Source organism: Mesorhizobium sp. M0045 (assembly GCF_040323385.1).
GTDB lineage: Bacteria > Pseudomonadota > Alphaproteobacteria > Rhizobiales > Rhizobiaceae > Mesorhizobium.
This window is the reverse complement of the sequence record NZ_JAMYUY010000019.1, coordinates 66,238-86,397: the sequence shown is the minus strand read 5'-3', so window position 1 is coordinate 86,397 and position 20,160 is coordinate 66,238. Positions and strand designations below refer to the sequence as shown.

20 protein-coding genes are annotated in these 20,160 nt (G+C 63.5%); 14 read left to right on the top strand and 6 right to left on the bottom strand.

All coding sequences use genetic code 11. The features are described 5' to 3' along the window. Positions 1–10: 10 nt before the first annotated feature. The 4 genes from NKJ72_RS24735 to erpA all read right to left on the bottom strand — a co-directional run bounded on the left by NKJ72_RS24735 (position 11) and on the right by erpA (position 1,970). A complete protein-coding gene (locus tag NKJ72_RS24735; protein WP_352479796.1) occupies positions 11–328 on the bottom strand; it encodes a hypothetical protein in 318 nt (105 codons plus the stop codon). Between the two features lie 77 nt (positions 329–405). Next, positions 406–1,200: an exodeoxyribonuclease III gene (xth, locus tag NKJ72_RS24730; protein WP_352479795.1), complete on the bottom strand. Its 795-nt coding sequence runs from the start codon at positions 1,198–1,200 to the stop codon at positions 406–408. A 30-nt stretch (positions 1,201–1,230) separates the two neighbouring features. Continuing rightward, positions 1,231–1,620, bottom strand: coding sequence for a VOC family protein (locus NKJ72_RS24725; protein ID WP_352479794.1), 390 nt, complete (start codon positions 1,618–1,620; stop codon positions 1,231–1,233). A 2-nt stretch (positions 1,621–1,622) separates the two neighbouring features. After that, positions 1,623–1,970 carry an iron-sulfur cluster insertion protein ErpA gene (erpA, locus tag NKJ72_RS24720; protein WP_254818314.1) on the bottom strand — a complete coding sequence of 116 codons (348 nt, stop codon included), beginning with the start codon at positions 1,968–1,970 and terminating at the stop codon, positions 1,623–1,625. Between the two features lie 73 nt (positions 1,971–2,043). On the opposite strand from erpA, the gene NKJ72_RS24715 reads away from it, so the two are divergent. The 13 genes from NKJ72_RS24715 to NKJ72_RS24655 all read left to right on the top strand — a co-directional run bounded on the left by NKJ72_RS24715 (position 2,044) and on the right by NKJ72_RS24655 (position 18,516). After that, the gene (locus NKJ72_RS24715) at positions 2,044–3,258 is read left to right on the top strand and encodes a deoxyguanosinetriphosphate triphosphohydrolase (protein WP_352479793.1); all 1,215 of its coding nucleotides are present in this window, start codon (positions 2,044–2,046) and stop codon (positions 3,256–3,258) included. Between the two features lie 61 nt (positions 3,259–3,319). Further along, positions 3,320–5,077, top strand: a complete 1,758-nt coding sequence (argS, locus tag NKJ72_RS24710; protein WP_254818316.1) for an arginine--tRNA ligase — start codon at positions 3,320–3,322, stop codon at positions 5,075–5,077. A gap of 103 nt (positions 5,078–5,180) precedes the next feature. Further along, positions 5,181–8,834 carry an SPOR domain-containing protein gene (locus NKJ72_RS24705; RefSeq protein WP_352479792.1) on the top strand — a complete coding sequence of 1,218 codons (3,654 nt, stop codon included), beginning with the start codon at positions 5,181–5,183 and terminating at the stop codon, positions 8,832–8,834. Between the two features lie 117 nt (positions 8,835–8,951). Further along, positions 8,952–9,971, top strand: coding sequence for a beta-N-acetylhexosaminidase (gene nagZ, locus NKJ72_RS24700; protein WP_352479791.1), 1,020 nt, complete (start codon positions 8,952–8,954; stop codon positions 9,969–9,971). 58 nt (positions 9,972–10,029) lie between these two features. Next, a complete protein-coding gene (locus NKJ72_RS24695) occupies positions 10,030–10,830 on the top strand; it encodes a segregation and condensation protein A (RefSeq protein ID WP_292664905.1) in 801 nt (266 codons plus the stop codon). Then, positions 10,827–11,606 carry an SMC-Scp complex subunit ScpB gene (gene scpB / locus NKJ72_RS24690; RefSeq protein WP_352479790.1) on the top strand — a complete coding sequence of 260 codons (780 nt, stop codon included), beginning with the start codon at positions 10,827–10,829 and terminating at the stop codon, positions 11,604–11,606. The genes NKJ72_RS24695 and scpB overlap by 4 nt, the downstream gene beginning before the upstream one ends. 178 nt (positions 11,607–11,784) lie before the next feature. Next, complete coding sequence (locus tag NKJ72_RS24685) at positions 11,785–12,006, top strand: twin-arginine translocase TatA/TatE family subunit (RefSeq protein ID WP_352479789.1); 222 nt, start codon at positions 11,785–11,787, stop codon at positions 12,004–12,006. Positions 12,007–12,033: 27 nt separating this feature from the next. Then, the gene (gene tatB / locus NKJ72_RS24680; protein ID WP_352479788.1) at positions 12,034–12,720 is read left to right on the top strand and encodes a Sec-independent protein translocase protein TatB; all 687 of its coding nucleotides are present in this window, start codon (positions 12,034–12,036) and stop codon (positions 12,718–12,720) included. Then, the gene (tatC, locus tag NKJ72_RS24675; RefSeq protein WP_254818322.1) at positions 12,717–13,580 is read left to right on the top strand and encodes a twin-arginine translocase subunit TatC; all 864 of its coding nucleotides are present in this window, start codon (positions 12,717–12,719) and stop codon (positions 13,578–13,580) included. Before tatB ends, tatC begins: the two co-directional genes overlap by 4 nt. 415 nt (positions 13,581–13,995) lie before the next feature. Further along, entirely contained in the window at positions 13,996–15,300 is a 1,305-nt protein-coding gene (serS, locus tag NKJ72_RS24670) for a serine--tRNA ligase (RefSeq protein WP_352479787.1), read from the top strand. Further along, entirely contained in the window at positions 15,300–16,058 is a 759-nt protein-coding gene (gene surE / locus NKJ72_RS24665) for a 5'/3'-nucleotidase SurE (RefSeq protein WP_352479786.1), read from the top strand. The genes serS and surE overlap by 1 nt, the downstream gene beginning before the upstream one ends. After that, positions 16,055–16,720 (top strand): protein-L-isoaspartate(D-aspartate) O-methyltransferase, encoded by a 666-nt coding sequence (locus NKJ72_RS24660; protein ID WP_352479785.1) that lies wholly within the window; start codon positions 16,055–16,057, stop codon positions 16,718–16,720. The genes surE and NKJ72_RS24660 overlap by 4 nt, the downstream gene beginning before the upstream one ends. A gap of 263 nt (positions 16,721–16,983) precedes the next feature. After that, on the top strand, positions 16,984–18,516 hold the full coding sequence (locus NKJ72_RS24655; RefSeq protein WP_352479784.1) for a peptidoglycan DD-metalloendopeptidase family protein: 1,533 nt from the start codon (positions 16,984–16,986) through the stop codon (positions 18,514–18,516). Positions 18,517–18,613: 97 nt separating this feature from the next. Here NKJ72_RS24655 and NKJ72_RS24650 read toward each other — a convergent pair whose 3' ends face one another. Both NKJ72_RS24650 and NKJ72_RS24645 read right to left on the bottom strand, forming a co-directional pair. Further along, positions 18,614–19,489 carry an ATP-binding protein gene (locus NKJ72_RS24650; protein ID WP_352479783.1) on the bottom strand — a complete coding sequence of 292 codons (876 nt, stop codon included), beginning with the start codon at positions 19,487–19,489 and terminating at the stop codon, positions 18,614–18,616. A gap of 147 nt (positions 19,490–19,636) precedes the next feature. Beyond that, on the bottom strand, positions 19,637–19,873 hold the full coding sequence (locus tag NKJ72_RS24645) for a hypothetical protein (protein ID WP_254818400.1): 237 nt from the start codon (positions 19,871–19,873) through the stop codon (positions 19,637–19,639). Here NKJ72_RS24645 and yajC point away from each other — a divergent pair. Beyond that, a complete protein-coding gene (yajC, locus tag NKJ72_RS24640; protein ID WP_352451381.1) occupies positions 19,779–20,120 on the top strand; it encodes a preprotein translocase subunit YajC in 342 nt (113 codons plus the stop codon). The genes NKJ72_RS24645 and yajC overlap by 95 nt on opposite strands. The last annotated feature ends 40 nt before the right edge of the window (positions 20,121–20,160 follow it).

Below are 20,160 nucleotides of genomic sequence, written 5' to 3'. Positions count from 1 at the left end.
CGTTTTGAGATCAATTCTCGTTCGGTTCCGCCGGCATGCCGCTGGGCGCCGGCGTTGAGATCGGTGTGCCCTGCAAATGCGGGGCCAGCGTGTTCTCCGGGCAGCCGTCCCGCTGCTTTGTCCAGGACGTGTTGTTGAGCACCATCTCGCAACGGGCGAGGTAGCTTTGGCCGGCAGGCGTCAAGCAGGCGACCCGGCCGATCTGGAATGATTTGCCGTTGGCAAGGCACTCTGCATCGGCAAAAGCCGGCGTCGCCACCGCCATCGCAAGCGCGCAGCCAATCGGGCAGAGTGCAAATCGAGTAGTCATGGGAACCCCAGCCACCATGATGATTTCCCATCAAGCGCGCGATTTGTGGCGATAAGAGGTCAACTTATCGATGTGCCGCCGGACAGCAGGTCCGGTCAGGCCGGCCGCAGCGCCAGATCGATCGCCACCGGCACGTGGTCGGAGGGTTTTTCCCAGGCACGCACCTGCTTCTCGATCGAAGCCGACGAAAACCAGTTGGCGGCTTCGGGCGACAGAAGCAAATGGTCGATGCGGATGCCGTTGTTCTTCTGCCAGGCGCCGGCCTGATAGTCCCAGAACGTAAAGACGTCCGCGGAGTCGGTGACGGCACGCACGGCTTCGGTGAAGCCGAGATTCTTCAGCCGCCGGAACGCCTGCCGCGTCGCGGGCTGGAACAGTGCATCGCTTAGCCACTTTTCCGGATATTTCGCGTCGATCGGCTCGGGAATGACATTGTAGTCGCCGGCCAGGACCAGCGGCTCTTCCAGAGCAAGCCGCTCCTCGGCCCAGCGCTCAAGTCGCGACATCCAGGAAAGCTTGTAGGAGAACTTCTTCTCGTCGTCGATCGGGTTGCCGTTCGGCAGGTAGATCGAGGCAACGCGCAAGGCGCCCTTGTCGGTCGAGAACACGCCCTCGATGAAACGCGCCTGTTCGTCGGCATCGTCGCCCGGCAAGCCGCGATTGACCTCATCGAAACGCAGCTTCGACAGGATGGCGACGCCGTTGAAGCCTTTTTGGCCGTAAGTCTCGACATTGTAGCCGAGCGCCTCGATCTCGGCGCGAGGAAACTGCTCGTCGACCGTCTTGATCTCCTGCAGGCAGGCGATGTCGGGCGCGCTTTCCGTCAGCCAATGGGTCAAATTGCCGATGCGGGCGCGAACGCCGTTGATGTTCCAGGTGACGATTTTCATGGCGGCCTCGATAGGCTGGTGGTCCGGAGACTAGCGATCCGGTGGATGACGTTCGACAAGGCCGATCGTATTGCCTGCCGGGTCCTTTAGGAAGGCCATCCATTCGCTTTCCCCGGCTTGGCCGAACAGGCCTTCGGTGTCGCGATGAACGAGCGCTGGCGGCGCGGTGAAGGGGATGCCGGCGGCCTTTGCCGAAGCGTGGAACTCGTCGAGGCCCGATATATCGAGATAGACGGTGCCGGCCGGCAGGCCGTCAGTGAAAAGCAGGCGCACGTCACCGGCCAGGATGAAGGCGATGCCCGGCGGGTCGAAACGCGCGTGCAGGCTCATGCCGAGCACTTCGCGCCAAAACGCCAGCGTCGCATCGAGGTCGCGCCCGGCGGAAAGCGCGACCTGACGGACCGCGCCGATGTGAGGCATTTCTAGATCGAGAAGCTGGTGCCGCAGCCGCAGGAGGCGACCGCATTGGGGTTTCTGATCTGGAACGACTGGCCCATCAGATCGTCGACGAAATCGATTACCGAGCCGCCCATGTAGACCAGTGACAGGTCGTCGATAAGTACGGTGGCGCCGTCCTTTTCGATGGCGACGTCGTCATCATTGCGCCTGTCGACCAGATCGAACTTGTAGGAAAAGCCGGAACAGCCGCCGCCCTCGACCGAAACGCGCAGCGCCGTCTTACCGGCTTCGCTCGCCACAATCTTGGCGATCCGCCTGGCGGCGGCGTCGGTCATCTCGACTTTCATGGCAGTCTTGGCATCAGCGCCCATGGGCGTCACCTTGCATTCGGTTTCGTATGATAGGTATGAAGCGCGACGGGGCAAGTCAACTGCGGCATACGCTATGACCAACGAGTTGGGCGACATCGGATTCGGCTATCGGCCGCGCGCGGCCTATGCTAGCGACCCGGCAAAGTCGCGCGGGCGGTTGTTCGACGAGGTGGAAAGTCCGACGCGCACGCCGTTCCAGCGCGACCGCGACCGCATCATCCATTCGACGGCGTTCCGCCGGCTGAAGCACAAGACGCAAGTGTTCGTCGCACACGAAGGCGACCATTACCGCACGAGGCTGACGCATTCGATCGAGGTCGCGCAAATCGCACGCGCTCTGGCGCGGGCGCTGCGCGGCGACGAGGACCTGGCCGAGGCGGTGGCCCTGGTGCACGACTTCGGCCACACGCCCTTCGGCCATACCGGCGAGGACGCGCTGAATGAGAAGATGGCCGCCTGGGGCGGCTTCGACCACAATGCGCAGTCGCTGCGTGTGGTGACGCGGTTGGAGCGGCGCTATGCCGAGTTCGATGGGCTGAATCTCACCTGGGAAACCCTGGAGGGGCTGGTCAAGCACAATGGCCCACTGACCGATGCCAAGGGCAAAGGGCTGAAGGGGCCGGTGCCGCAGGCAATTCGCGACTATTCCGAACTGCACGACCTCGAGCTCGACCGCTTCGCCGGTATCGAGGCGCAGTGTGCGGCGATTGCCGACGACATCGCCTACAACACCCACGACATCGATGACGGGCTGAGGGCAGGGCTGTTGACGCTCGATATGCTGGAGGGCGTTTCGCTGCCGGGGTCGATCCTCAAGGGCGTGCGTCAGCGCTATCCGGCGCTAGATGACGTACGCACGGGCCACGAACTGATGCGCCGGCAGATCACCATCATGGTCGAGGACGTGATCATCTCGACGACGGCCAATCTGGCGCGCATCAAGCCTGACAGCGCCGAAGCGGTGAGGGCGGCCGGCGAGACGATGGTGAGCTTCTCCGCCGAGACGGCCGTATCGGAAAAGGAGCTGAAGGCCTTTCTTTACAAGCATCTCTACCGGCACGCGGACGTCATGCGGGTGCGCGCCGAGGCCGACCAGATCGTCCGAGACCTGTTCGACGTCTATTTCGCCGATCCGCGCGCCATGCCGGATGGCTGGCGCGAAGGGCTCGACCGGGCAGAGGACCGCGTCAAGGCGCGCAGTGTTGCCGATTTCCTGGCCGGCATGACGGACACTTATGCGCTCAAGGAACACAGGCGTTTGTTTGACCATACGCCGGATTTGAGCTAGGGCGGGCTCGATTTTGCCGGCCAGCGAGCCGGACCCCTGCAAAACCGTCAGAGCCACAGCAATGAACATCTTCGCCGATTTCAACGCGCGAATCATAAAGGCCGTCGAAGCGCTTGATTTGAAAGACAAGGATGGCGCGTCGCCGGACCTGTCGCGCATCGCTGTCGAGCCGCCGCGCGATGCCAGCCATGGCGACCTCGCGACCAACGCTGCCATGGTGTTGGCCAAGCCGACCGGCCAGAATCCGCGCGCGCTGGCAGAAAGGCTGGCTGAGGCGCTGCGCGCCGACGAGGATATCGCGGCCGCCGAGATCGCCGGCCCGGGCTTCGTCAATCTCAGGCTCAAGGACGGCTTCTGGCAGGCGCATCTGACGGCGCTGCTCGGCGAAGGCCGCAATTACGGCCGCTCGACGATCGGCGGCGGCAAGAAAACCAATGTCGAATATGTCTCGGCCAACCCGACCGGGCCGATGCATGTCGGCCATTGCCGGGGTGCCGTGGTCGGCGACGCGCTCGCCAATCTGATGGCCTTCGCCGGTTACGACGTGACCAAAGAATATGTCATCAACGATGCCGGTTCGCAGATCGACGTGCTCGGACGCTCGGTCATGCTGCGCTACCGCGAGGCGCTTGGCGATGAGATCGGCGACATTCCGGCCGGGCTTTATCCAGGCGACTATCTGATCCCCGTTGGTCAAGCGCTGGCCAGCGAATTCGGCCGCTCCCTGCTGCAGATGCCGGACGAGGAGGCGCTTGCCATCGTCAAGGACAGGACGATCGATGCGATGATGACGATGATCCGCGAGGATCTGGCGCTGCTCAACGTGCATCACGACGTCTTCTTCTCCGAGCGGACGCTGCATGCCAACAATGCGAAGAAGATCCGCTCGGCGATCAACGACCTGACGCTGAAGGGGCACATCTACAAGGGCAAGCTGCCGCCGCCCAAAGGCGAGAAGCCGGACGACTGGGAGGACCGCGAGCAGACGCTGTTCCGCTCGACCGCAGTCGGAGACGACATGGATCGGGCGCTGGTCAAGTCGGACGGCACCTTCACCTATTTCGCCGCCGATGTCGCCTACCTCAAGGACAAGGTCGATCGCGGCTTCGTCGATCTGATCTATGTGCTTGGTGCCGACCATGGCGGCTATGTGAAACGGCTGGAAGCGCTTGCCCGGGCGATTGCCGGCGACGAGGTCAAGCTTACCGTGCTGCTTTGCCAGCTGGTGAGGCTGTTTCGCGCCGGCGAGCCGGTTCGCATGTCGAAGCGGTCGGGCGAGTTCGTGACCTTGCGCGAAGTGGTCGAGGAGGTCGGCCGCGACCCGATCCGCTTCATGATGCTCTATCGCAAGAACGACGCGCCGCTCGACTTCGACTTCGCCAAGGTGACCGAGCAGTCGAAGGATAATCCCGTATTCTACGTGCAGTATGCCTCGGCGCGCTGCCATTCGGTGTTCCGGCAGGCGAGCGAGCAATTGGGCGAGGCCATGTTCGACCGCAACCAGCTGGCCGCCGAAGTGGCTTTGCTGACCGACGAGGGTGAGATCGGCCTGATCAGGAAGCTCGCCGAATATCCTCGGCTGATCGAAGCCGCGGCCCTCGCGCTCGAGCCCCACCGGCTGGCATTTTACCTCTACGAACTCGCTTCCAGCTTCCACGGACACTGGAACCGGGGCACCGACAATCCCGACTTACGTTTTGTTAAGGTTAACGACCGACAATTGACGTATGCCAGACTAGGGCTGGTGCAGGCTGTTTCGGACGTTTTGACGTCCGGCCTGACGCTGATCGGAGCCAATGCGCCCACCGAAATGCGTTAGGTTTGAGTAAAAAACCTGTCACCTTTTGCCCACATTGCGCTGGTAAGGGCCAACCCTACGCGACGTCCATGGCGTCCGAATGAGTGCGAGTTCGGGAACAATAATGGCAGACAGAACCCAGCTGAGAGCAGCCGACCACAACGACATCGCCAACGATGATCCGTTCGCGGAACTGACCAGGATCATGGGGTTCGACCCGCGCCAGCCGGTCAAACCGCAAACGCCGGCCCAGCCGAAAACCGCTGCCGCCGAACCGTCGGTGGACGAGGGCGATTTCGAGATCGATCTCGAGAAGGAGTTGATGGGCGAATTCGGCGCCGACGCCAATGATAATGCTTCCCCTGCCAAGCTTCGCGAGCCGACACCCGAACCGACCGCCGCCGACGAAATGGAGGACGCGCTTGCTGCCTCATTCGAACAGGATTTCGCGTTCGACGACAGTGCGGTGGATGATGTTGCTCCTGTTGCGGCCGCTCCTGTTGCCGCCGACGAAATTGCCTCCGGCCCCGAAAGGGCGTTCGCTCGCGCTGTCGAGCCGGAGTTCGATGAAGAGTTCGATAACGCCGTCGCCGGCTCGCTCGAAGACGTGTCGCCGTTCGAGGACGACCTTTCGAGTGACGACGAACTTGCCGCCTCGCTCGACCAGGATTTTCGGCTCGACGACGATGTGACCGGCGAGGACGAACCCAGGGCCGCGGCCGAGGCGATCGAGCCGGTCGACGAGCCCGCCTTGGACCCTGAGTTCGACGACGCCGTGGCAAGCTCGCTCGAAGACGAGCTGATGCTCGAAGAGCATGAGCCGATGGAGCAGGCGGTCGCCGTTGAAACGGCGGCGCAAGCGGCCGCGCCTGCGTTCGATGACGCATTCGACGACGCGGTTGCAAGCTCGCTCGAAGACGAGCCGATGTTCGACGAGCAGGAGCCGGCTGATAACGCCGCCCCGGCATCGCCGGTTGAGGCGGCCGATGAGAATTTTGCCGGCCATGCCGATGATGCCATGGCCGATGTCGACATGGACTTCGACGTTCGCGCGAACGAGCCTGCCGAAATCGAAGAACCAGAGTTTATCGAAGAGCTGTCGATCGAAGAGCCAGAGGCCGCCCGGCTTTCCGGCACGGCCGCTGAAGCGGCGCTCGACGACGATTTCGATCTGAGCTTCGACGATGCGCCTGCCGAGCACCCCGAACAGCCCGTAGCGCAGGTCGTTGCAGCCGAACCCGCGGCCCAGGCCGCCGCTGTCGTCCCAACGGCCCCAGTGGCCGAGGAACGCAGCCTGGAGGACGAACTGAACGCGCTGCTGGGTGCGATGAGCACACGGCCGGCACAAGCGGTCAACGAACCTCAGACAAGCCAGCAGTCTGCCCAGCAGACTGCCCAGAAGCCCGTGATGGCTGTTCAGCAGCCCATCGCGCCGGTAATTCAGAAGCAAGCAGTGGCTGCTGAACAGCCAATGGCGGCGGTCAAAGACGTCGCCAACGACCCGGTGCATGCTGTCGACGAGCTGGATTGGGAACTCGACGAGCACGAGCCCGCTGAGCCGCAGCAGTCCAGTGCCGCCGATGACGCCGATCTTGGCAGTGTCCTCCTCGATGAGCTTGAAGGCGAGGATTTCGGTGTTGAAGCCGCTGCCGGACCCACGGGTGATTTAGACAACAATGCGCTCGACGCCGACTTCGCCAGGAACATCGGTCTGGATCATGACTCGGCCGACAAGAGTGCGGCAGCTGCTGCCGAAGAAGACCCGCTCGATGCGCTGAACTGGCTGACGACACGCGCCACGCCGCCCGAGCCGGCCCGCTCGTGGAGCCGCGTGACGCCGGTCGCACAGCCTCAACCCGCTTTTGCAAGCCAGCCGGTGGCTTCGGCGCGTCCGGCGCCACCGCAGCCGGCTGCAACGCCGTCCTATCGGGCCGCACCGGTCGAAGAGAGGCCGTCCTATGAAGGCCAGGCATCGCGTGAAGATAGGTCATCCTATGAAGATCGGCCCGCCTACATGGAAGCTGCGCCAATTTCGCATCAACAGCCTTCCGCCTATGACGAGATGCCCGATGTCGAGACGGTCGACGTGCCCGAGCGCGTCGTGGCGCTGGCGGACGATCTCGACATTCCGGAGCTCAACTTCGACGATGACGAGCCGGTGGCGCCCGCCTACGACGATCTCGATGCCGATTTTGCCAGCCTTCTCACCGAAATGAATGCCACGGATATAGCGCCGGCCCCAGTGCGCAGTGCTGGCTATGACGATGAATACGATCCCGGCTTCGCGTCTGGCTACAAGCAAGATCGCGGCGAGACGCGCGCCTATGGCACCAAGCCTGCGGAAGCCCCTGTCAGCCCGGCAGCCGCTTCCTATGCGGATGCAGCGGACGGTTTCGATCTGGGATCGTTGCCCGGCGGCCAGCCGGTTTCGCAAGCCGACGATTTCACCTTCGATGAGCTCGACTACGATCCCGAACTGGACGAGGAGATGTCGGTTCCCGGCCTCGCGGCACGCGAGGCCGAAAGGCAGCCGCGCAGGCGCGGGCTGCTGATAGGTGCGGTGGTCGGCGCCGTTGCGATCGCCGGAGGCCTTGGCGCCTTTGCGTTGACCCTCGGCGGCAAGAGCGGCGGCGATGCGCCGGTCATCGTCAAAGCCGACAACAGGCCGATCAAGATCAAGCCGGAGAATCCAGGCGGCACTGTCGTGCCGAACCAGGACAACAAGGTTTATGACGCTGTGGCCAAGGGCGCCAAGCCCGCCGAGCCGGTTCAGCAGAAGCTGGTCACCAACACCGAAGAGCCTGTGGACCTGAAGGCCAACGAACCGGAGAGCCGCGTCGTCGATCTTTCGCCCAATGACCCCGATGCCGCAGACGATATCGACGCGCCCGGCACCGAGGCGTCCGATAGCAATGCGTCTGGCACCAACGCGCGTGACACCAGCGCGCCTGACACTAATGCGCTTGGCGCCAATGCGGCTGGCGATACCGTAGCCGCCGCACCGGCGCCCAAGTCCGAGGATCGCATCGCGCAGGTTCTGCAGGAGGCCGAGAAGGGTGCCGAGACCGTCGCCGTTGCGCCGCGCAAGGTACGGACCATGGTCGTGAAACCTGACGGCTCGCTGGTGGCGCGCGAGGATCCGGCGCCTGCCGCCCCGCAGATGGCTGCTGCCGAGCCGGCCGATCCGGCGCCGCAGCACGTGGCTCCGGCCGCCCAGGCGGACGCCGCCGCGCAGACCGGCACCGTGCCCCTGATCGACCAAATGACAAGCGACCCGAAAATTGGCGACCCGAAGATTGGCGACCAGCCGAGTGGCGATCAGGCGAGCGGCGATCAGGCCGAAACCTCCAAGCTGCAGCCGGCGCCCAAGCCCGAGACAAAGGCTGAAGCCCAGCCGTCAGCCAGCAAGCAGTCGGCCACCACCCCGGCCACGGTTCCGGTGGCGCCGCAGCGCCCGTCCGACCAGCCGGTCGACGTGGTCGGCGAGGTCAAGCCCGATCAGGTTGCTTCCATCGATCCGGCCGCTGCCGGCGCTGGTTCGTGGTCGATACAGATCGCTTCGCAGCCGACAGTCGAAAGCGCCCAGGCGACTTACCAGGATCTGCAGCGCCGCTACGGCGGCGTGCTTTCCGGCCGCACCGCCAACATCGTCAAGGCCGAGATTGCCGGCAAGGGCACCTTCTACCGCGTCCGCGTTCCGGCGCAGTCTCGCAACGAGGCGATCAAACTGTGCACCAGCTACAAGGCTGCCGGCGGCAATTGCTTCGTGTCCCACTAGCGGCACTAAAGCCCCTCGAAAAGCCGGCGCCCGCGCCGGCTTTTTTGCGTGAACGGAAACTTTGGAGGCAATTGCGGGCGATTCCCTTTGTCGTCGCGAAGCTCTAAACTGTTCCGCATGACCGAATCAAAATCCATGATCCTCGGCTGCGCCGGGAAATCACTGACCCGCGACGAGATCCGTTTCTATCGCAACGAATGCCCGTGGGGCTTCATCCTGTTTGCGCGCAATATCGGCGAGACCGAGCAGATCCGCGATCTGGTCGCCGCCATGCGCGACTGCGTCGGGCGTGCGGACGCGCCGGTATTCATCGACCAGGAGGGCGGCCGCGTGCAGCGCCTGCGGCCGCCGCTTGCGCCGAACTATCCGGCTGCCGGTGCACTCGGTGCCTTGTGGCGCGACGACCATGACGCCGGCACCCGTGCCGCATGGCTGATGGCGCGGCTGCATGCCTTCGACCTGCTGCGCTACGGCATCACGGCGGATTGCCTGCCGGTGCTCGATGTGCCGATCGAGGGCGCCAGCGACGTCATCGGCGCGCGCGCCTATGGCAAGGAGCCGCGCGCCGTCATCGAATTGGGTCGCGCCGCGGCGGAAGGCCTGATGGCGGGCGGCGTGCTGCCGGTGATGAAGCATATTCCCGGTCATGGAAGGGCCTTCGCCGATACGCATTTCGAACTGCCGACCGTCGACGCCTCGATCGGCGACCTGCAGCGGCATGATTTTGCGCCATTCAGGGAGCTCAACCATTTGCCGATGGCGATGACGGCGCATGTCATCTATAGCGCGATCGACCCGAAGAACCCGGCCACCACATCCGGCAAGGTCATCGAAAAGATCATCCGCGGCGAAATCGGCTTCGATGGTCTGTTGATGAGCGACGACACTTCGATGAAGGCACTTTCTGGGGATTTCCCGTCAAAGGCGGCCGCTATCCTTGCGGCGGGCTGCGATCTGGTCCTTCACTGCAACGGCGTGTTCGAGGAGATGGCCGGCATTGCATCGCGAACGACCGGGCTTGAGGGCAAGTCGTTTGAGCGCGCGGAGCGGGCGCTGACCTATATCAGGAACCGTGACGTTGTGGACGAGACCGAGATTCGGGCCGAATTTGCCAGTTATTTCGACGCGGTAGCCTAGCATCAAAGGAAGCGAAGTGGCGGAAGCATTGGACCTGAAGGCCGGCAAGGCCGCACCGATGGACCGCTTGTGGGCCGAGAACGACGATTCCCGGCTGACCGGCGATCCGGCGTTGGTCGTCGATGTGGCCGGTTTCGAAGGTCCGCTCGATCTTCTGCTGCATCTTGCCCGCAATCAGAAGGTCGACCTGTCGCGCATCTCGATCCTGGCGCTGGCCGAACAGTATCTGGCATTCGTCGAGAAGGTGAGGGCGCTGAGGCTGGAGCTTGCCGCCGACTATCTGGTGATGGCAGCGTGGCTGGCGTTTCTCAAGTCGAAGCTCCTGATCCCCAAGCAGCCCGGCGACGAAGGCGAAAGCGGCGAGGAACTGGCGGCGGTGCTGCAGTTCCGGCTGAAGCGGCTGGAGGCCATGCGCGACGCGGCGGCACGGCTGGTCAACCGCAACCGGCTCGGACGCGACGTGTTTGCACGTGGCATGCCGGAGATGGTGATCGTCGAGAAGCGCAATGCCTATTCGGCCTCGCTCTATGACCTGTTGACCGCCTATGCCCAGCAGCGCCAGAAGCAGGCGATCACCAATGTGACGATTGCCAGGCGCGGCGTGTGGTCGCTCAAGGATGCGCGCGACGTGCTGACCAGGCTGATCGGGTCGCTGCGCGACTGGACGGCGCTCGACAGTTTCCTGGTCGAATATCTGGCCGGCCCGGAAGAGCGGCGCACCGCGGTTGCCAGCTCGTTTGCGGCGACGCTGGAACTGGTGCGCGAAGGCAAGATGGAAATGCGGCAGGACCAAGTTTTCGCGCCGCTTTATCTGCGCGGCCGCGCCCAGGCCATCAAGATAGTCGAGGTGACATCATGAGCGAACGCGCCAACGCTTCGATCATTCCATTCAAGGTCGAGGACGACGCCGAGCAAGGCGCGGTCGCCGAGAACCCGGCACAAAATCAGGGGCAGAATTTGTCGCGGAATCCTGGCGGGCGGCTGCATATGGCGGAGGCCGTACGGATGGCCGAGGCGATCGTTTTCGCCAGCGCCGAGCCGGTCAGCGAAAAACAGCTCACTTCGCGGCTGCCCGACGGCATCAACATTGCCGCGGCAATGGCCGAACTGCAGCAGATCTATGCGCGGCGCGGCGTCAATCTGGTGCGCGTCGGCGATGCCTGGGCGTTTCGCACCGCCGGCGACCTCGCCTTCCTGATGAGCCGTGACACGGTGCAGCAGCGCAAACTGTCCCGCGCTGCCCTCGAAGTGCTGGCGATCATCGCCTACCACCAGCCGGTAACGCGCGCCGAGATCGAGGACATCCGCGGCGTCGAGACGTCAAAGGGGACGCTCGACACGCTGATGGAGACCGAATGGGTGAGGATGCGCGGCCGGCGCCGCACGCCCGGCCGTCCCGTCACCTATGGCACGACCGATATTTTCCTCGACCATTTCGCGCTGGAGGAGATACGCGATCTCCCCGGCATGGAGGAATTGAAGGGTGCGGGGCTGCTGTCCGGCCGTATGCCGTCGAATTTCTCGGTGCCGCTGCCGCCGGCCGACCCCGATGCGCTCACCGACGACGAGGATCCGCTGACGGATATCGACCTCGAGGAACTCGGTCTTTTGACGCCGCGCGTCACGGAAGATTGAGCCGAGCGCCATCTTAAAGCCACAGGCAGGATGGAACTGCGCCGATTGGTAGCGGGCCGCCGTGCCGAAAGTGCGTGACTTCGGCGACTCATTCATGAACTCTGTCGCAGTTCTGTTTGAATCCGAACCCGAAAGCGCATAGATCAGCGTCTGGGAAACCGTTCGAGAGAGATTTGCTATGGGTTCATTTTCGATTTGGCACTGGATGATCGTTCTGGTGATCGTGCTGCTGGTCTTCGGCCGCGGCAAGATCCCCGAGCTGATGGGCGACATGGCCAAGGGCATCAAGAGCTTCAAGAAGGGCATGGCGGACGACGAGACTGCCGACGACAAGCGCACCGTCGAACACCGTGCCGACGAAACCGTTTCGGTACCGAAGGAAAAGGCCAGCAAAGGCTGAGCCCAAACTTTAGTCGGACGTATAGCCATGTTCGAAGTCGGCTGGACCGAGATGCTGGTGATCGCGATTGTCATGATCGTGGTCGTCGGGCCCAAGGATTTGCCCAACATGCTGCGCACCTTCGGTCGCACGACGGCGAAGCTGCGCGCCATGGCTTCCGATTTCCAGCGGCAGTTCAACGACGCGTTGAAGGAAGCCGAACTCGACGACGTCAAGAAGTCGGTCGATTCGCTGAGAAGTCTCAATCCGGCAGCCGAGATCAGGAAGCAGCTCAATCCATTCGAACAGGCCGCCGCCGAGGTCCGTTCCGGCGTCGATGCCGTGATGAAACCCAAGCCGGCCGTCGATGCCGCCGCTTCGACGGAGCAGGCAGCCGAGCCGCTGAACAACGGCGCAACGACGATGCCGGGCGTCAGCCCGCCGGAGCCTACGCCGGCCACGCCGATCTTTCCGGCGATGACGGACGAGTCCGTCGTGGCGCCGGCCGTGCAGGCGCAAACGGTTGCGGCGGCAGTGCCGCAAAAAGCATCTACGGCAAGGAAGAAGCCGGCGCCCGCGAAAGCCGCGGCCGCCGCGCCGGCCAAGCCGGCAAAGACCGCTGCGCCAAAGGCCGCCGCAAAAGCTGAGCCGAAACCGCAGTCGCCAGCAGCGAAGAAGCCGGCGTCAGCAGCGAAGAAGCCGGCCGCCAGGAAAACGGCGGGAGCCGCCAAGTGAGCGTTTCGGACAAGGAAAAGGACGAGATCGAAAAATCGTCGGCTCCGCTGATGGAGCACCTGATCGAGCTGCGCCGGCGCTTGATCTGGTCGATCGGCGGTTTTTTCGTCGCCTTCCTGGTCTGCTTCTTTTTCGCCAAGCGGCTGTTCAACCTTCTGGTCATTCCGTTCAAATGGGCCACGCAATGGGCCGGGCTCGACCCGCACAAGGTCGAGCTGATCTATACGGCGCCACAGGAATTCTTCTTTACCCAGGTCAAGCTCGCCATGTTCGGCGGCATGGTCATAGCCTTTCCGCTGATCGCCACGCAGATCTACAAATTCATCGCGCCCGGCCTCTACAAGAACGAACGCAATGCCTTCCTGCCGTTCCTGATCGCCTCGCCGATCCTGTTCCTGATGGGCGCGTCGCTGGTCTATTTCTTCTTCACGCCGATGGTGATGTGGTTCTTCCTCGCCATGCAGCAGACCGGCACCAATGACCAGGTGCAGATTTCGCTGCTGCCGAAAGTGTCCGAATATCTCAGTCTGATCATGACGCTGATCTTCTCCTTCGGCCTGGTGTTCCAGTTGCCGGTGGTGACAAGCCTGATGACGCGGGTCGGCATGCTGTCGTCCACGGCCCTTGCCGAGAAGCGCAAATGGGCCATCGTCATCGCCTTCGTCGTGGCGGCGGTGCTGACGCCGCCCGACCCGATGAGCCAGATCGGCCTCGCCATTCCGACGATCCTGCTCTACGAGGTCTCGATCTGGTCGGCCCGGCTGATCGAGCGCAGCAAGGAGCGCGACCGTGTGGCTCGCGAAAAACAGGACGCCACGGAAGAGGTGGCCGACAAGCCGGCGGACGCGTCATCGACGTAGGTTCGGTTGAAGCGGACAGCATCTTTCTTCCGACCGCTGCAACTTTGTTCTTGCTTTGTGCCGGCAGCTATGCTACTAATTTGGCTATGGTGCCAATTGGCTCCAAAAACCCGCCCACTCAGGGCGGGTTTTTTTGTTTCTTCCTTTTGAAGTTCCGGTGTTGCCGCCTGAGGTCGGCGGGACAGCGCCCCCCTCTGTCCTGCCGGACATCTCCCCCACTTGGGGGGAGATTGGCAACTTCGCCGATGGCTTGCTTTTTCAGCGCCGGAGATTGGCGAAAGCCGCAGTGACGGCCGATCTCCCCACCCGTGGGGAAATGTCCGGCAGGACAGAGGGGCGGCGCGAAGGAACTCTGCCTTGACGCCTTGCATCGATGCGGTTTACCCCCTCTGGCCTACTCAAGGACGAACAGACCATGCTTGACATCAAATGGATTCGCGACAACCCGAAGGCCCTTGTCGAAGCGCTCCAGAAGCGCTCGTGGTCGGCTGAGGATGCGCGGTCCACGGTCGACGACTTGATCGCGGCGGATGAGGCGCGGCGCGAGCATCTGACCGAGCTGCAGGCCAGACAAGAACGCCGCAACGCCGCCTCGAAGGAGATCGGCAATGCCATGCGCTCGGGCGACGCCGCTCTTGCCGAAAGGCTGAAGGCCGAGGTCGGCGAGATCAAGGCCTTCATCCAGAATGGCGAGGCGCGCGAGCGCGAGCTCGACAAGGCGCTGAACGATGTGTTGGCAGTGCTGCCAAACGTGCCGTTCGACGACGTGCCGGTCGGCAAGGACGAGCACGACAACGTCGTCAAGCGCGTCGTTGGCGAGGTGCCGACGCGGCCGAACTGGGTGAAGGAGCATTTCGAGATCGGCGAAGCGCTCGGCATGATGGATTTCGAGCGGGCAGCACGGCTTTCCGGCTCGCGCTTCACCGTGCTCAAAAGCGGCCTGGCGCGGATGGAACGCGCGCTCGGCCAGTTCATGCTGGATCTGCACACCACCGAGCACGGCTATGTAGAGATCCAGCCGCCGTTGATGGTGCGCGACGAGGTGCTTTTCGGAACCGGCCAACTGCCGAAATTCGAGGAGGATTTATTTTTCGTTCGGCACGGGGACGGCAGGCTTGGCCTGATCCCAACCGCCGAAGTGCCGCTCACCAATCTCGTTCGCGACGAGATCACGCCGCACGAAAAACTGCCGCTGCGCTATACGGCGCTGACGCCGTGCTTCCGCTCCGAGGCGGGCTCGGCCGGGCGCGACACGCGCGGCATGCTGCGCCAGCACCAGTTCTACAAGGTCGAACTGGTGTCGATCACCGACCAGGAGACTTCGGTTGCCGAGCATGAGCGCATGACCGAATGCGCCGAGAAGGTGCTGAAGCGGCTCGGCCTGCCGTTCCGCACCGTGACGCTGTGCACCGGCGACATGGGCTTTGGCGTGCGCAAGACCTACGACATCGAGGTCTGGCTGCCCGGCCAGAATGCCTATCGCGAGATATCGTCGTGCTCGGTATGCGGCGATTTCCAGGCGCGGCGCATGGACGCCCGCTACAAGGACAAGGACGGCAAGGGCAACCGCTTCGTCCACACGCTGAACGGTTCGGGCACCGCCGTCGGCCGCGCTCTCATTGCCGTCATCGAAAATTACCAGAACGAGGACGGCAGCGTAACCATTCCTGAAGCGCTTCGGCCTTACATGGGCGGTCTGGAAAAGATCGAATCGACATAATGCGCATCCTTCTGACCAACGACGACGGCATCCATGCCGAGGGCCTTGCATCACTCGAACGCATCGCGCACACGCTGTCGGACGACGTCTGGGTGGTGGCACCGGAACAGGATCAGTCCGGCTATGCGCATTCGCTGTCGATCTCGGAGCCGCTGCGGCTCAGGAAAATCGGCGAAAAGCACTTTGCGGTGCGCGGCACGCCGACCGACTGCGTCATCATGGGCGTGAAGAAGATCCTGCCCGAAGCGCCTGACCTGATCCTGTCCGGCGTCAATTCCGGCGCCAACATCGCCGACGACGTCACCTATTCGGGCACGGTCGCCGGCGCCATGGAAGGCGCGCTGCTCGGCGTGCGCTCGATCGCCATCAGCCAGGCCTATTCCTATGTTGGCGAGGACCGCGTCGTTCCCTACGAGACCGCCGAAGCGCTGGCACCGGCGCTGCTCGAAAAGCTCGTCGCCATGCCGTTGCCGGACGGTGTGCTGCTCAACGTCAATTTTCCGAATTGCGAGCCGCAAGAGATCGGCGGCATCGTGGTCACTTCGCAGGGCAAGCTGGTCCACAGCCTGTGGGTCGACGAGCGGCGCGACGGGCGCGGCCTGCCATACTATTGGCTACGCTTCGGCCGCGAGCCCGTCGAAGGCAAGCAAGGCACCGACCTCCATGCCTTGCGCAATCGGCTGGTGTCGGTGACGCCGCTGCAGCTCGATCTCACCGCGCATGAAATCCGCGATCAACTGGCCAAGGCGCTCGCATGAACTCAAACCACGCTGCAACGGTCGACGAGCGCGAAGGTTTCGCTGCCTTCCTGCTTCGCCTGCGCGGCAGGGGCACGGTGCCGAAGGCGCTGATCGCCGCCTTTGAGGCGACGCCGCGGCGCGGCTTTCTGTCTCCGCATTTTCATTCCATAGCCTGGTCGGACCGTATGCTGCCGATCGAATGCGGCGAGGCCATCGAAGGCGCCGACCTGCAGGCGGCGGTGATCGCGGCACTTGCGATCGAGCCGGGCAACCGCGTGCTCGAGATCGGCACCGGGTCGGGCTACACGGCGGCGGTGATGTCGCGGCTTGCCGCGCGGATCGTCACCATCGACCGTTACAAGACGCTGGCCGAACAGGCCCGGCAGCGCCTTGAGGCACTCGCCATCGGCAATGTCATCGTGCGTCAGGCGGACGGTTCCAACGGGCTGGCCAACGAAGCGCCGTTCGACCGCATCGTTGCCTGGGCGGCCTTCGACAGCCTGCCGCGCTTTCTCCTCGATCAATTGTCGAGCGGCGGCATCGTCATCGCGCCGATCGGACCCGACGAGGGCGAGCAGGTGCTGGCCAAGCTTACCAAGGTCGGCAGCCGCTTCGAACGCGAGGATATCGGCCTGGTGCGCCTGCAGCCGATCCTGCACGGTGTCGCCGCCGTCATCTAGGCTGTGTCGATATTCAGGTGAGGTCGGCCTGCAAATGGCGGCTTCCTCCGCTTCCGGTGCTCACGTACCCAAAAGTACGCTCCGCTCCGGTTCTCGGAACCCACCATTTTCGGCTCGGCCTGACCTGAATCTCGGCACACCCGGCGCCCGGATCCTGGAATATTTTAAGAAAATTTGCGCCTGATTCTACAGGTTTAACCGACCGGTAACATTAACGCGCTTTAATCACACTCAGTTGTACCGGGTCTGTGCGGGTTAGTGCGATGCAATTCAGTGTTTTGAAGGCAAACGGACGCAATCTGGCGCGTGGCTGCGCCGTCCTCATGATCGCAGGCGCTGCGACAGGGTGTAGTTCCCAGGTGGCGCGGTTCAACAGCGTCGACGACGTGTTCACCGCCTCGACCAACAACCAGCGCGCCATCATCGACAAGCAGGATGCTGCCCAGCCCTATCCGGGCGATGTTGCGGCCGCGCCGATCGACGGCAGCCACACCCAGTCGGTCAGCCGCTCAAGCCTCGAACCGGTCACGGCACAGCAATTGCCGCCGCCGGCTCCCGCGCTGGCGCCTGCCGCCCGTCCGGTGCGTACCGCTGCCGCGCCGGCCCTGGCACCTGCCGCTCCTCCTGTCGACAGGACGGCAACCGGCACCGTCGCTCCGGCGGCAAGGCCGTTCAAGAACGCCGAGCCCGACGCGCCGCGCATGGCGACAGCCGCCGGCGCGCCACATGCAACCGAGATCGTCGTCAAGGACGGCGAGACCATTTCCGGGCTGTCGCGGCGCTACGGCGTGCCGGCCGATGCCATCATGAAAGTCAACGGCCTGAGCGCGACGAAGGGGCTGAAGACCGGCCAGAAGCTCGTCATCCCGGCCTATGCGTATTCGAGCAACGGCGCCGCGCCAAAAGTCGCCGATGCCAAGCCCGCGAACGGCACCAGGCACGACCAGCCGGCCGACGCGCCGGAGAAGGTGGCCGTGCTGCCGCAGCAACCGAAGCTCAGGGAAGGCAAGTCTGCCGCGCAGGTGGACGCCTCGGCTGCCGCGAGCCAGCCGAAGGATGGAAAGACTGCGGCGAAGGTGGCTTCGGCGACGGCCAAGCCGGCCGGTGCCGGCGGCACTTACACGGTTCAGCAAGGCGATACGCTGTCCGCCATTGCCAGAAAGACCGGCGTCGGCGTTGTTGCGCTGAAGCAGGCGAACGGCATGCAGGATGGACTGCTCAAGATCGGCCAGACCCTGAAAGTGCCGGCAGGCGGAACCGCTGTCGTCGCCGGTGCGAAGCCGGCTAAGGTCGATCCGGTGACGACGGCCACCACCCAGCCGCCGGCCAAGGCCACGCCGACGCAGACGCTCGCCTCCTACACGCCGCCGAAGAAGGATGCGAAAGTCATCCAGCAGGCCGAGGACGACGATGCGGTGGCGCCGGACGCGACCGGCATCGGCAAGATGCGCTGGCCGGTGCGCGGCCGCGTGATCTCAAGCTTCGGCGGCGGCAAGGACGGCGTCGACATTGCCGTGCCCGAGGGGACGCCGGTCAAGGCGGCTGAAAACGGTGTCGTCATTTATGCCGGTGACGGCCTCAAGGAATTCGGCAACACGGTGCTGGTGCGGCACGAAAACGGTCTGGTCACTGTCTACGGCCACGCCAGCTCGATCGAGGTGCAGCGCGGCCAGAAGGTCAAGCGCGGCCAGGAAATCGCCCTGTCCGGCATGAGCGGCACCACCGACTCGCCGAAACTGCATTTCGAAGTGCGCAAGAACTCGGCGCCGGTCGATCCTTCGACCTATCTCGAATAGACGACGAAAAGCGATTTGCGGGCCACCTGACCTTCAGCCCGCCGAGGAAGTCCGCTCCGCAAGGTGCGGGCTTCTTCTGCTGTTAGTCCTTGAGCGGCTAATCCTTCAGCGGCTTGCCGAGCCTGCCAGCCAGGTCCTGGGTGAACTGCCAGGCGACGCGGCCCGAACGGCTGCCGCGCGTCGTCGCCCATTCCAGCGCCTCGGCGCGCAGCGTCTCGGGATCGATGGCGAGATCGTGATGGCGGACATAGCCGTCGATCATGTCGAGATATTCGTCCTGCGAACATTTGTGGAAGCCAAGCCACAGGCCGAAGCGGTCCGACAGCGAAACCTTCTCCTCGACCGCTTCGGACGGATTGATCGCCGTCGAGCGCTCATTGTCGATCATGTCGCGCGGCAACAAATGCCGCCGGTTCGAGGTGGCGTAGAAGATGACGTTGGCCGGGCGGCCCTCGACGCCGCCTTCAAGTGCTGCCTTCAGCGATTTATAGGACGTGTCGTCATGGTCGAATGACAGGTCGTCGCAAAACAGGATGAAGCGGAAGGGCGCTGTCTTCAGCAGGCTCATCAGCTTCGGAAGCGTGTCGATGTCTTCGCGATGGATCTCGATGAGCTTGAGCGGCAGGTCGAGCTTGGTCGAAGCGTTGACCGCGGCGTGCACGGCCTTGACCAGCGACGATTTGCCCATGCCGCGCGCGCCCCACAACAGCACGTTGTTGGCGGCATAGCCGGAGGCGAAGCGCTCGGTATTGTCGACCAATATGTCGCGGACGCGGTCGACCCCGCGGATCAGGCCGATGTCGACGCGGTTGACCTTGAGCACCGGCTCCAGATAGCCGGGATCGGCCTGCCAGACGAAGCAATCGGCGTCGCCGAGGTCGGTTTGCGGCACCGGCGGTGGCGCGAGGCGGGCGATCGCCTCGATCAGACGGTCGAGCTTCTGGCTCAGGATATCGATGGTGCTGTCGGTCATCTCTTGTCTTTTTGTTCGCATTCGGGACGGTGCGGCAGGCCAACCTACCTGATTTCAGCGGTTTCGAAACTCGTCCCAAGCATTTGTTCGGGCATCATCTTTTGCGAAAACCGAGCGTCGCTTTTCGGGATCACCCTCTAACACGGCTCACCAGGCCGGAAAAGCAGCCGATTTGCCCGGCCGCGCAGTTGCATTGGCAACGTTACCGACTATATTCCGGCCAAATTTGGCGGGGCCGTCAAATTCCCAGAACGGTTTGCGGCTGTTTTTAAAATTCAGGAGTACCTCGATGTTCGTGACACCGGCATACGCCCAAGGCATCGGCGGGGACTCGTCCGCAATGTTTATCCAGATCGTGCCGTTTGCTCTGATTTTCGTGATCATGTATTTTCTGATCATCCGGCCGCAGCGTACGCAGCTGAAGAAGCGCGGCGAGATGCTGGCGGCGGTTCGCCGCGGCGACACCGTTGTCACCGGTGGCGGCTTGGTCGGCAAGGTAACCAAGGTGATCGACGATAACGAGCTCGAGATCGACCTTGGCGGCGGTACCAAGGTGACGGCGCTGCGCTCGACGATCGCCGACGTGCGCGTCAAGGGCGAGCCGGTAGCGAACCAGAACGCCAAGAAATAACCGAATTGTCGGCGGAACGATCCGCCAGTACGCCCTGACG